This is a genomic window from Arthrobacter sp. ok909, assembly GCF_900104405.1.
Taxonomy (GTDB): domain Bacteria; phylum Actinomycetota; class Actinomycetes; order Actinomycetales; family Micrococcaceae; genus Arthrobacter; species Arthrobacter humicola.
Genome location: NZ_FNJS01000005.1, coordinates 206,666 through 219,094 on the forward strand (window position 1 = coordinate 206,666; position 12,429 = coordinate 219,094).

Below are 12,429 nucleotides of genomic sequence, written 5' to 3' on the forward strand. Positions count from 1 at the left end.
GCACTGCGACAATGGGCACATGAGCGCGATCATCCTCGTCTGGAACCCCGACGAATGGAACAACTGGACCTACCCGGCGGTCCTGGAAGAAGTCGGGGACACAGGCTGGTTCCTGGCCAGCTGGGAGGTCGGGAACGGGGACGCCACGTCCGGCGCGGAGGCGTGGCTCGTGCTCCAGGGGCGTCACGGGCGCGGCCTGATCGGCCACGGCGTCATCGTCTCGGAGCGACCGGCCACCCACTTTCCGGCCCCCGACTTTCAAACACACAGCGGGGAAGCACCGGACAGTCAAACATCCGCGGCCCAAACATCCGGCGCCGGGGACGCCGCGCCAGCGGCTTCCCGGCGCTACGTCCGAGTGGCCTTTGATTCCCTCCTGGCCGCCGGAGACCAGATCCCGTTCGAGACCCTCACGGACGCCGTGCCGGGCATCGACTGGGAGGCTCTGCACGACTCCGGCCTGGCCATAGATCCGTCTGCCGAGCCCTTGCTCCGGGGACTCTGGAGCGAATTCGGTCCGCAGGCAGCGGCTGATCCTACCCAGATTGTTCCCGGCACCGTCCCGGCGGCAATAGTCAGCCGGGTAGAGGTGAACAGGTACGAACACAGCGCGGACGCGCAGCGGGTTTGTATCGCCGACCACGGAACCAGCTGCGCCGTGTGCGGGTTCTCGTTTGAAATTGCCTATGGGGAGCTCGGCAAGGACTTCACCCCGGTCCACCACCTGGTCCCGGCGTCGCAGCTGGGCAACAACTACGAACTGGATCCCGTCACGGACCTCGTGCCGCTCTGCGCCAACTGCCACGCCATGGCACACCACGGGGTGCGGACGCCGCGCACGGTCGCGGAGCTGCGCCGGATCGTGGCCGACGCGGGCTACCTGGCCGGACAGACGCTCACCGCGACAGAGCTCCAAGCCCAGCAGGACGCCCGGCGGATCCTCGACCAGCATTAGCAGTAACACCTCTCAGGCGGACCACACCTCGCGGAACTTGCCGCTACGGTCCGGCCGGGGCGGCTCATCGGCAAACCGGACCTCCACGCCGTCGGCGCCCTGGGCGGCGAAGAACGCACTCAACCGTTCCTCGGCCGCTGCCCGCACGGCCGCCGTCGTGACCTCCGGCCAGATCTCGAGCCGCACTGTCAACTGCCGCAACCCGGTGCGGATCGCCTGGAAGCGGCGCACGCCGGCAGTTTCCTCGATCACCGTGCCCAGCGCCAGAGGCAGCACCGTCACCGTTCCTCCGTCCGCGGCAGCAAACGTCAGCACGTCCCCGCTGCGGCCTTCGACTCGAAGCGCGGGAAACGGGCTGCCGCACGCACACTGGCCTGCAATCATCTGCACCCGGTCGCCCAGGTTGTAGCGGATGAGGGGCTGGACCCGGTTGGCCAGGCTGGTGACCAACACCGTATAGGAGAGTTCGCCGGCCGGAACGGGTTGGAACGCCTTGTCCACGGGCTCCACGATGTACCAGTCCGCGTTGACGTGGAACTGCCCCAGCCGGCACCGGTTGGTCAGGGCCAGCGCCTCCGAAGCAAGGTAATGCACGGTGGCACGGCAGCCGAGAGCCGCTTCAATCTCGGCCGCGCCGGTGGCCGCCAAGCTTTCCCCGGAAGCGACAGCCAGGATTGGCTGGATTCTGAGCCGTCCCGCCTTTTGCTCTGCGGCCAGTTGCAGCATGGCGCTCGGATATCCGTAGAGCACAGTCGGCTGAAACTCGTTGAGCTCCGCCACGAGTTCCGGGAGCGGCCGGAGCACGGAGAACACCCGGACCCGGCGCGCGATCCGGGGACTGCGGCGCCGCGCGGTTTCCGTCAGGACGACGCCCGCAAAGTGGTCCCCGTCTGCGACCAGCGCCGCAGCCCGGAGCCCCCGGCGCACGAAGGCCCGTGCCTCCGCAGCCGACACACCCGTCCGCCGTTCGCGACTCCGGGCCAGGAGATTCGCCACCAGCCAGGAGTTCCGGTCATGGACCAGCACGGCGGGCTCCCCCGTGGACCCCGACGTCGTCAGGACGAGGTACTGCCCGCGGTAGAAGCCGCCGACGCGCGAGGGATCGCCAAGGAGGTCGGCCCTGAGACCGGCGAGGGTGATGTGGGGGTCGGTCACCCAGTCATCGAAGTTTTCCATGAGCTCGCGCTTGCCCACCGGAGGCAGCTCCCGCAAATCCGTGACCGTCTCCGGGACGTCCCGGTACAGCTTGCGGTAGAAGGGCGAGGCGGCTCGTGCGTGGTCAACGAGCACGGCGAGCCGTTCCCGCTGCCGGCGGGCGATCGCGTCCTGGCTGGCATGCCCGGCCCGCCAGATGTCCCATGCGATCCCGGTCATCCCGGCTCGGACGCGCATCACCCATCACCCTTTCACGGCCCGGCACACCTGCCGCCCGCTCTCCCACGATTACACGCTCTCCCACGATTACACGCTATTCCACGCTGGCACGGCGGCGGCCGCCCCAACAGGGGCTTTCGTCACCGCCCGGACGCCGGTATGGCCGAATTGCTGGACTTACCGGCAGGTAGCACCACAGACTGTGTACAACAGCTGGCTAGGCGGCGTCTTGATTCCCGCATCCGGGCCAGCCGGGGACTACCAGCAGCATCGTTTGGGCTTTGCTTTATACCTTTTCCACCACCGTGAAGGGACCTGGTAATGCAGGACTTGTCAGCTTTCTACCCGCTCATTTCGATCATCCTCGGGGCGGTCGTGGTCATCGGCGTCATCTGGGTGGCCACAAAACTGATGTGGAAGGTGGCTGAACCGAACGAGGCCCTCATCATCTCCGGGCTGACGCGCGGCACGCTGGAAACCCGGGAGGGCATGGACTTCAAGATAGTCACCGGCAAGGGGGCCCTGGTGCTCCCAGGGCTCCAGACCGTGCGGCCGCTGTCCCTGACGCTGAATGAAACCGAGCTCAAGGTCTCCTGTGTGACCTCCCAGGGCATCCAGGTCATTGTTGACGGCGTGGTCATCTACAAGATCGGGGATGCCCCGCCGTTCATCGCCAACGCCGCACGGCGCTTCCTGGGCCAGCAGCCCAAGATGGAAAGCCAGGTCTACAACGTCTTTGAAGGCCATCTTCGCTCCATCATCGGCAGCATGACGGTCGAGGAAATCATCCGCGAGCGCGACAAGCTGGCCTCCCAGGTCCGCAGCGCCAGCGGCGTCGAAATGGAGAAGCTGGGGCTTGTGGTCGACTCGCTGCAGATCAAGGACCTCCAGGACCCCACCGGCTACATCCAGAACATCGCCAAGCCGCACATCGCCATGGTCAAGATGGAGGCCCGCATCGCGGAGGCCACCCGGAACCGCGAGGCGGCAGAAAAGGAAGCAGAGGCCGAGGCCATGATCGCCGACGCCCAGAGTTTGTCCGCGATCCGGCAGTCCGTGGCGCAGGCCAATGCCGAGCGGGCCAAAGCGAACGCGGCCCAGGCCGGCCCGCTGGCCGATGCCTCGGCGCGCCAGCAGGTGGTGGTCCAGGAAACCGAGGTGGCGAAGCTCGAGGCCGACCGGGAGGAACAGAAGCTCCAGACCACCGTCCGCAAGCCCGCCGACGCAAGGGCCTACGCCAAGCGCACCGATGCCGAAGGCCAGAAAGCCGCGGACATCAGCGCCGCCGAGGCACTGGCCCGGCGCACCGAACTCGAAGCCCAGGCCAACGCGCGCCGGACCGAGCTGCAGGCCCAGGCAAACGCCAACGCCGCGGCGGCAGCAGCCGGAGCCACCAAGGTCACGGGCGAGGCCGAGGCCGCCGCCACGAAGGCGCGCGGCGATGCCGCCGCCTCCGCGATCAAGGCCAAGGCGCTGGCCGAGGCTGACGGCATCAAGGCCCGTGCGGAGGCGCTCGGAACCAACCAGGACGCCGTCATCTCCCAGCAGCTCGCCGAAAACATGCCGGCCATCGTGGCGGCCGCAGCCGAGCCGTTTGCGCACGTCGGCCAGATGACCGTGCTCAACGGCGGCGAAGGGGTCAACCGGATGATCGGCGGGATTTTGGCACAGGTGGGCGACTACCTTCCGGCGCTCTCCACCGCGCTCAAGAACGGCCGGGACGCCCACAAACGGGACGGGAAGGCTCCGGAGGCGTAGGGCCGGCATGCGTCCAGGGATCCGGGGATTGTGATGCATAAGGATGTTGACCGGAGCCTGACCGGAAAGATTGGGCGCGTCACCGGACGGATCGGCCCGGGCACCATCGGCGAGGTCATGCTGCCGGTCCGCGGCGGAACCAGCGCGTTCCACGCTCACCCGTTCGACAAAACCAGCGTCTTCGCCGTGGGCGAGCAGGTCCTGGTCATCTATTTTGAGCCGCCCCAGACCGTCTTTGTGGACGAACTTCCGGACGTGCTCAAACCAGAATGACGGCCTCTGGACGCTAGGAGGCGACGGGCGTATCCTGAAGTTCCGTCGCCTCTGGAGGTATTTCAGATGGAAGGCAATATGCGTGAGCGTCTCGGACCGGCTGCCAGGTTCGTAAGTGGTCCCGGCATGCAAGCCCGCGGCCCGGTCGGCAACTGGCCCGATCCGCTGTAGCCCGTCCTTCCGCCATGCCGTCCGGCACCGCCGTTTAGTCGGAGTGTGCCGAGAACCCATGGCCTCGATGGTTCACGCCCTCCTAGGCGCGCGCTCCCGCCGTGGGTCCCTTTGTCGGTCCTTTTTCGGGGACCTGGCTCATGTTTCGGGGACGTGGCTCACGGCGCCCTAGCGACCGTGCCCACCTGTTAACCCAGTCTTCCCCTGCCGGCAACGCCCGCTCCCCCGGGTCGCAAGGCGGCGCCCGCACCGTGGAGGAGTGAGGATCGCAATCGTCGCCGAATCATTCCTGCCGCTCATGAACGGGGTCACCCACTCCATCCTGCGCGTGCTGGAGCATCTGCAGGAGCGCGGGGATGAGGTGCTCGTGATCGCGCCGTCCACGCAGGACACAGACGTCCCGGACGAGGTCTATGGCGCCCACGTGCACCGGCTCCCCTCGGTCCCGCTGGCCGGCTATGCGAATGTGCGGGTGGCGTTGGGCGGTGTGTATCGGGTCAAGCGAATCCTTGCCGACTACGCGCCCGACGTCGTCCACCTCGCGTCCCCGTTCGTGCTCGGCTGGCGAGCAGCACAGGCCGCCTATCAGCTCGGCATTCCGACCGTCGCGATCTACCAGACCGAGGTCCCCGGCTACGCTTCGCGCTATGGCGTCCCGTTCCTGGAGAACTGGGCCTGGAACCGTGTGGAACACATCCACCTGCTGGCCTCGCGCACTCTGGTCCCCTCCACCTTCGCGTTCAACCAGCTCCGCGGCCGCGGCATTCCGCGCGTGGACATGTGGCGGCGCGGCGTGGACACGCAGCGGTTCACCCCGGAGAAGCGCGACGCCGGCTGGCGGGCATCCGTAGCCCCCGGCGGCGAGCGCCTGATCGGCTACGTCGGCCGGCTGGCGGCCGAGAAACAAGTGGAGGACCTGGCGGTGCTGGCGGATGTCCCCGGGACCCGGCTGGTGATCGTGGGCGACGGTCCGCAGCGGGCGGCCTTGGAAGCTGCCCTGCCGGACGCTGTCTTCACCGGGTTCCTCGGCGGCGACGAACTGGCCCGGGCGGTGGCGTCCTTCGACCTCTTCGTGCACCCCGGCGAGTTCGAGACCTTCTGCCAGACCATCCAGGAGGCCATGGCTTCCGGGGTGCCGGTGGTGGCCACCGGCCGGGGCGGCCCGCTGGACCTCGTGGAGAATTCGCGGACCGGCTGGCTTTACGAACCCGGCGACCTCGCCGGGCTCCGGGCCCGCGTGATGGACCTGATGGGCGACGACGCCAAGCGCCGCGCGTTCGCCGAGGCCGCACATGCCTCGGTTCAAGGCAGGACATGGTCCGCCCTCGGGGCCGAGCTCGTGGGCCATTACAAGGCCGTCACCGGGGAACCCGCCGTCGGCCGCTCCCGCCTCGTTGCCCTATCACTTAAGGCTGCTAAACAGGGGTTTTAGGCACCATTAGTGATTGGGCAACCCGAGGAATCGATGCGGGGCCAACGGGGACCGGACCCGCCCTGCGCTCGTGGTGACACCTCCGGGACCGTCGGGACGCCTATGATTTCCCGATGGGAGGGTTCTAAATGACTGATTGGTCTCAGATGTGCACGGCGGTGGCCGGGTGACGGCGCCGTCGAACTCGGAGGGAGCATCCGGCGAGGCCCCACAGTACGGGGATCTGGTGGAATCCTGCCCCGACGCCCTGCTCGTGCTGGCCGAGGACGGCACCATCAGGATGGTCAATGCTGCCGCGGAGCGCATGTTCGGGTACTCCCGCGGGGAGCTCGCGGGTCTGGACCACCGCATGCTCCTGGCCGAGGGGTTCAGGAACGGGTTCCAGCGGATGTTCTTCACCCTTCGCCGTGAAGCGGACAGCACAGCCGCCGCAGACGCCGAAACTGCCGCGACTGCCACGGCCGGTGCCGGCGCCCACGTTCCGATGGAGGTATACGGGCTGCGGCAGGAAGGCACAGAGTTCCAGGCCGAGGTGGCCTGCTCCCTCGTCGTCACCGATGCCGGGCCTCACTCCGGTGCCGCCGGCGGAACCGACGCCGAAGCAGAAGCAGACGCCCGGACGGCCAGCATGATCGTCGCGATCCGCGACACCTCCCACCGCCCGGAGACCGACGACGGACTCCGCGAGGCGATGTCGCTGCTGAGCGCGACGCTCGAATCCACAGCCGACGGCATCCTGGTGGTCAGCAGCGAGGGCGAAATCGCCGGCGTCAACAGCCAGTTCGTCACCATGTGGGGCATCCCGCGGGAGCTGCTGGCCACCCGCGACGATGGGGCCGTCATAGACTTCGTCCTGGACCAGTTGAAGGATCCCGCCCAGTTCATTGAAAAGGTGGTTGCCCTCTACGCCGATCCCGCGGCCGAAAGCCACGATGTCCTGGAATTCCGCGACGGCCGGACGTTTGAACGCTATTCCCGCCCGCAGAAGGTCGCGGACCACGTGGTCGGACGCGTGTGGAGCTTCCGCGATGTGACCGCGGCCAAGGTGGCCCAGGACCGGATTGCCCGGGCCATGGCCGACCTCGCCGAGCAGTCCGCCCAGCTCAAGGCGCTGGCGTTCCGGGACGGATTGACCGGCCTGTCCAACCGGCAGCAGTTCAACGACAGCCTCGCCAGCGCCCTCGCAGGCCCGTGCGGCACCGCCGTGGACGTCCTGCTTTTGGACCTTGACGACTTCAAGGAGGTCAATGACATCCTGGGCCACCACGCCGGGGACCAGATGCTCATTGAAGTGGGGCGGCGGCTCCGGACGTGCGTCCGGCCGAGCGACGTCGTGGCCCGCCTGGGCGGCGACGAATTCGTGGTGCTGCTGGTCGGCTCGCTGGATCCCGAGGCCGTCGCCGCCAGGATCGTCGACTCGCTGCGGGTGCCCGTGTGGATTGATGGCACCATGCTGCGGCCCAGCCTCAGCCTGGGGCTCGCCTCGATCAGCGAGGACGCCGTGGACGCCTCCGAGCTCCTGCGCCGTGCCGACGTCGCGATGTATGCCGCCAAAGCCGCCGGCAAGAACCGGTACATGCGCTTCCGGCCGGAGATGATGAAGGCCTTGGTGGACCGCAACGATCTCGAGGCCGGTCTGCGGCTGGCGGTGGACAACGGGCAGATTGCCGTGCACTACCAGCCGATCGTCTCGGCGGACCGCGGGGCCGTGGTCAAGGTCGAGGCGCTGGCCCGCTGGGTGCGTGACGGGGTGTTGGTTTCGCCGAAGGATTTCATTCCGGCGGCGGAACGCAGCGGCCTCATCGTCGAGATCGGAACCGAGGTCCTGCTGCGCGGCTGTACCGAGCTCAAGCCCTGGCTGGATGAGGACGTCGCCCGGTCCCTGGCCGTGAACGTCTCCGGCGTCCAGCTCCAGCACGGGGACTTTGCCGAACTCGTGCTGGCGGTGGCGGAGTCCTGCGGGGTGGACGCGCGCCAACTGGTCGTGGAAGTCACGGAAAGCGTGTTCTTCGGCGACGACTGCCATGTCATCCGCCAGCTCATGAACCTGCGCACGGCCGGCGTCCGCGTGGCGCTGGATGACTTCGGCACCGGGTTCTCCTCGCTCGGGCGGCTTCAGGGCCTGCCGGTGGACACGCTGAAGATCGATCAGTCGTTCGTGTCCATGATCCGCACCGGCGCGGAACAGCTGCCCATCCTCAACGCCATGATCGGCATGGCCCACGGCCTGGGACTCACCGTCACCGCCGAGGGTGTGGAAACGTCCGCGCAGGCCGAGTACCTGATGAAGCTGCGTTGCGATTCCCTGCAGGGCTTCCTGTTTTCGGGCCCGCAGCCGGAGTCCGGGCTGCAGCAGGGACTCGAGCAGGCGGCCGGGGCCATCGCCGCACTGCGGGGCGACCGGGTCCCCGGTCACCGATGACCGGGAATTACCCGTCCAAAGTGCCAGACGGATGAACTGAACCAACGTACTGGAATGTACTGGACAGATGTACTGGACATTGGGCCGAAGGACCCTATGATGCAGTGAAACGCATTGATCCTGGCACCTTGGCCGGGAACATCATCGCTCTATGAACTTCCGTCGCCTGGGGGGCAGTCAAACATCGTGGAAGCCGGTTTCGCACAGCAACTGTTGGAGTACAGCCCGGACGCCCTGCTGCTGGTCGGCCCGGACGGATCCATTTCCTTCCTCAACACGGCAGCGGAACGGCTCTTCGGCTATCCCCGCGCGCAACTTCTCGGAGCGGACCACAGCCTGCTCCTGGCCGAGTCCTGCCGGGAGGAATTCCACGGCGTCCTGGCCGGGCTGGCCGCGGCCCCTAGTCCCCACGCTCCGTTCGCCGGCTCCGGGCGCCGGGCCGACGGCACCGAACTCCAGGTCGAAATCACGTGCTCGCTGGTCCCCGCGCCGGCAACAGCGGCCGACACCGGAACCTCCGTCGCCCTTGCGGTCCGCGACGCCGGCCACCGGAATGCAGGCACCGGCCGGGATACCGGAGCCACCCACGGCGGAGCGTCCCACGGCAGCGCCGGCAGTTCGCTCAGCGGCGACTTCCGCCGTCGTACCCCTAGTGCTGCGGGCGCTGCTGGCGCTCCGGGCGCTCCGGGCGCCGCACGGGCGGCGGGGGCGGCTCCCGCGGCGTTCGTCGGACACGACGACGAACTCAAGGCCGGGTCCCTCCGCGACCCGCTGACGGCGCTCCCCAACGGTCCGTTCTTCAACGAGCGGCTCGCCGCGGCGCTGCGCCGCCCGGATCCCGTGGACGTCCTGCTGCTGGACATCGATGACATCAAGGCCCTCAACGACATGCTGGGACGCTCGGCGGCCGATGAGCTGCTGGTGGAGGTCGCGAGCAGGCTGCGCAACTGCGTCCGCCCGCATGACACCGTGGCCCGGCTGGACGGCGACGAATTCGCGGTGCTCCTGACCGAATGCCTCAACGCCGACGCCGTGGCCAAGCGGATCACCGAGGCCCTTCACCAGCCGCTGCGCGTCGGCGGCACCATGGTCCGGCCCGGCGTGAGCATGGGCCTGGCGTCCAAGTCGGCGCACACCCTGGACGGGGCCGAACTGCTGCGGCAGGCCGACGCCGCCATGACCGCGGTCAAAGCCGCCGGCAAGGACAACTGGCTGCGGTTCCGGCCGGAGATGCTGAACACCGCGGCCCACAAGGCCGACGGCGAGACCGGGCTCCGCCGCGCCGTCGAGCTCGGCCAGATCTCCGTGCACTACCAGCCCGTGGTGTCCCCCGGAATCGGCTCGGTGGTGCAGTTCGAGGCGTTCGCGCGGTGGGAACGGCACGGCCGGCTGGTGCCGCCCAACCAGTTCCTGCCCGTCGCGGAGCAAAGCGGCCTCATCCGCGAGATCGGCGATGAGGTCCTGCGCCGCGCCTGCGCCGAGATCCGGCCCTGGCTGGCCGGCGACGCCGCCTACTGCGTGGCCGTGAACGTCTCGGGCCTGCAGTTCCAGCACCGGGACTTCGCCACGGACGTGCTCGCCATTGCCGCATCCACCGGCGTCGACCCGCACCAGCTGACGCTTGAACTGACCGAAAGCGTGTTCTTCGATGCGTCCTCGGACGTGCTGGGCCAGCTGCGTCACCTGCGGGAGGCCGGCGTCCGGATTGCCATGGACGACTTCGGCACCGGATACTCCACGCTCGGCCGGCTCCGGGAACTGCCCCTGGACATGGTCAAGATCGACCGTTCCTTCGTGGCCATGATCAAGACGGGACAGGAACAGCTCCCATTCTTCGGCACCATGGTCAACGCCGCGCACGCCCTGGGCCTGAAGGTCACGGCGGAAGGCATCGAGACCCCGGCGCAGGCCAAGTACCTCATGGACCGCGGCTGCGACTCCCTGCAGGGCTACCTCTTCGCGAAGCCGGCCCCGGCCAGCGACCTCGCCGGGACCATGGAGAGTGCCCTCACCGCCCTGGACAAGGTCGACGCCGGGCGGTGACCCTAAGTGTGCCGTGTTGCCGGGCCTCGCCGGGCGTCGCCGGGCGTCGCCGGGTCGGAGCGCGTTGATTCCGCCGAACTCCGCCATTGGACGCGAACGGCCGCTAAGCATCATGGCTTAGCGGCCGTTCGTGTCACTTCGTTGAATGGTCCGGGCCGGCGTCAGGATTCCCTCGGAGTCAGAGTCCCGGCTGCCTCCCTGCTCTAGCGCTTTTCGCAGGCGATGCCGTCGTTGTCACGGTCGAGGTCGTGCTCGCCCCAGTGGCGCGCACCGCCGTCGTTGTAGCTGTAGACGGTGTTGTTGACGCGGAAGTTGGTGACCGGCTTTCCGCTGGTCTTGTCCCGGGCGCCGGCGCGGCCGACGCCGTGCGGGTAGACCTTGTTCAGCTCCGTGCAGTTCTTGTACGACTTCGGCGCGGGCGCGGCGGATGCCGGCACGGCCGTGGCACTCAGAACGACGGCGGTTACCGCCAGGGACGAGACAAGCAATTTCTTCAGGCGCACGGTAGAGAGCACTCCCCCAAATAGAAGCCCTCGGCCGCGTGTCGGCGAGGGGCAGGAAGATGCTACCCCACGGTTTCGCCGTTTGCCGTGAGGCTCCGCTCTGGTGATTTACTGCCGGGGGTCCAGCTTGTCGCTGTCCCGGGCCACCATCGCTTCGCTGCGCTGCCACAGCGCCTTGGCCAGGCCGGCGTCGTAGGCCTGCTTGTTGGCCTTGGAGAGCGTCCGCTTGGCGTAGTAGGTGCCCGAGATCCAGTCGTGGCCCGGGGTGGCGTTGGCGAGCCACACAAGGGTGTCCGCGCCCTGATCCGGGGTCAGCATGAAGCGTTTGAGGAACGACTTGTAGGCGAAGCGCATGGGACTCGTGGAGTCGGCCGCGAAATTGGTGGCCACGCCGCCCGGGTGGAAGGCCGCCGTCGAGATCCCCTCGGCGTTGTAGCGGTTGTGGAGCTCGGTGGTGAAGAGGATGTTGGCGAGCTTGGCGTTGCCGTAGGCACGGTTGGTGGAGTAGCTCCGGGCCGCGTCGAGGTCGTCGATGTCCAGCTTGCCGAAGATTGAGTTCGCCACGCTCGAGGTGTTGATGACGGTGGCCTGGCTGGCGGTGAGAACGTCGATCAGCCGGGTGGTGAGCAGGAACGGGGCAAGGTGGTTCACCTGAAAGGTTTTCTCGTGGCCGTCCACGGTGAGTTCTCGGGGTCCCATAATGCCGCCGGCGTTGTTCGCCAGGACGTCGATCCGCGGGTACTTCTCTTTCAGCTGCGCGGCCAGGGTGCGTACCTGTGCGAGCTCGGCGAAGTCGCTGACAAAGAAGTCGGCGCCGATTTCCTTTGCGATCGCCTCGGTCTTCTCCGCGGAACGCCCGACGACGACCACGCGGTCTCCCTGCTGGGCGAAAGTCCGTGCGGCGGAGGCACCGATGCCGTCGCTGGCTCCGGTGATGACGATAGTGCGCTCGGGCATTGACGTGTCCTTAGAACGAAAGCGGCTGGCTGGTCTTTTGGAATCCAGCCCGTCGCATTCTAACGATCCCAACTCGGAGAACGTTCCGCTGGAGCCGGGGCTTTCCCCGGAGTCTGCTGGGAGTTTCCCGGTTCCATACCCGACGATCCCGCACGTCCCGCAGACCTGTCAGAAGTGACTGAGCGTCGTGGCCCGTGGGAGTCCGGTTAAATGCGGGAGGACCCCCAACGTGTGTTGGGGGTCCTCGACCTGTAATAGTGTTCCGGCGGTGACCTACTCTCCCACACCCTCCCGGGTGCAGTACCATCGGCGCTGTGGGTCTTAGCTTCCGGGTTCGGAATGGGACCGGGCGTTTCCCCCACGCTATGACCGCCGTAACCCTTGCTCCACCGCCTTGCACCCGGGGGGGTGTGGCGGGGAAATCTGTGGTTACAACCTGCTGCACCGGTGGTGCTGGTGCAGTTGTGGTGTTGTTTATGTTGTTGTGGTTTGTTCCTGTTGCAACGTGCCGCGGGTGCGGGTTTGTTGGTTGGGAACCACA

At 67.6% G+C, this 12,429-nt stretch carries 9 protein-coding genes and 1 rRNA gene; 6 read left to right on the forward strand and 4 right to left on the reverse strand.

What is annotated here, in order from left to right:
* Positions 1-19: 19 nt before the first annotated feature.
* Complete coding sequence (locus BLR03_RS06525) at positions 20-955, forward strand: HNH endonuclease (RefSeq protein ID WP_091250964.1); 936 nt, start codon at positions 20-22, stop codon at positions 953-955.
* Positions 956-967: 12 nt separating this feature from the next.
* Here BLR03_RS06525 and BLR03_RS06530 read toward each other — a convergent pair whose 3' ends face one another.
* Complete coding sequence (locus tag BLR03_RS06530; RefSeq protein ID WP_091250966.1) at positions 968-2,347, reverse strand: phenylacetate--CoA ligase family protein; 1,380 nt, start codon at positions 2,345-2,347, stop codon at positions 968-970.
* A 303-nt stretch (positions 2,348-2,650) separates the two neighbouring features.
* Between BLR03_RS06530 and BLR03_RS06535 the strand changes: the two genes are divergently transcribed.
* The 5 genes from BLR03_RS06535 to BLR03_RS06555 all read left to right on the forward strand — a co-directional run bounded on the left by BLR03_RS06535 (position 2,651) and on the right by BLR03_RS06555 (position 10,428).
* A complete protein-coding gene (locus BLR03_RS06535; protein WP_091250968.1) occupies positions 2,651-4,087 on the forward strand; it encodes a flotillin family protein in 1,437 nt (478 codons plus the stop codon).
* A gap of 33 nt (positions 4,088-4,120) precedes the next feature.
* Positions 4,121-4,360 carry a hypothetical protein gene (locus tag BLR03_RS06540; protein ID WP_091250970.1) on the forward strand — a complete coding sequence of 80 codons (240 nt, stop codon included), beginning with the start codon at positions 4,121-4,123 and terminating at the stop codon, positions 4,358-4,360.
* 430 nt (positions 4,361-4,790) lie between these two features.
* Positions 4,791-5,963, forward strand: coding sequence for a glycosyltransferase family 4 protein (locus BLR03_RS06545; RefSeq protein WP_091250972.1), 1,173 nt, complete (start codon positions 4,791-4,793; stop codon positions 5,961-5,963).
* Between the two features lie 166 nt (positions 5,964-6,129).
* Entirely contained in the window at positions 6,130-8,385 is a 2,256-nt protein-coding gene (locus tag BLR03_RS06550; protein WP_302846570.1) for a sensor domain-containing protein, read from the forward strand.
* Between the two features lie 186 nt (positions 8,386-8,571).
* Positions 8,572-10,428, forward strand: a complete 1,857-nt coding sequence (locus BLR03_RS06555) for a sensor domain-containing protein (RefSeq protein ID WP_254788207.1) — start codon at positions 8,572-8,574, stop codon at positions 10,426-10,428.
* Between the two features lie 203 nt (positions 10,429-10,631).
* Here the strand turns inward: BLR03_RS06555 and BLR03_RS06560 are convergent, their stop codons facing one another.
* From BLR03_RS06560 to rrf, 3 genes are all read right to left on the reverse strand, one after another.
* Positions 10,632-10,943, reverse strand: a complete 312-nt coding sequence (locus BLR03_RS06560) for an excalibur calcium-binding domain-containing protein (protein WP_254788208.1) — start codon at positions 10,941-10,943, stop codon at positions 10,632-10,634.
* Between the two features lie 96 nt (positions 10,944-11,039).
* The gene (locus BLR03_RS06565) at positions 11,040-11,888 is read right to left on the reverse strand and encodes an SDR family NAD(P)-dependent oxidoreductase (RefSeq protein ID WP_091250977.1); all 849 of its coding nucleotides are present in this window, start codon (positions 11,886-11,888) and stop codon (positions 11,040-11,042) included.
* 260 nt (positions 11,889-12,148) lie between these two features.
* Positions 12,149-12,265: ribosomal RNA gene (gene rrf / locus BLR03_RS06570) — 5S ribosomal RNA — on the reverse strand.
* Between the last annotated feature and the right edge of the window lie 164 nt (positions 12,266-12,429).

Bases quoted from the DNA above. Each gene is read 5' to 3' on its own strand.
- BLR03_RS06565 (WP_091250977.1), bottom strand. From the start codon at position 11,888: ATGCCCGAGCGCACTATCGTCATCACCGGAGCCAGCGACGGCATCGGT.
- BLR03_RS06540 (WP_091250970.1), top strand. From the start codon at position 4,121: ATGCATAAGGATGTTGACCGGAGCCTGACCGGAAAGATTGGGCGCGTC.
- BLR03_RS06530 (WP_091250966.1), bottom strand. From the start codon at position 2,347: ATGCGCGTCCGAGCCGGGATGACCGGGATCGCATGGGACATCTGGCGG.
- BLR03_RS06525 (WP_091250964.1), top strand. From the start codon at position 20: ATGAGCGCGATCATCCTCGTCTGGAACCCCGACGAATGGAACAACTGG.
- BLR03_RS06535 (WP_091250968.1), top strand. From the start codon at position 2,651: ATGCAGGACTTGTCAGCTTTCTACCCGCTCATTTCGATCATCCTCGGG.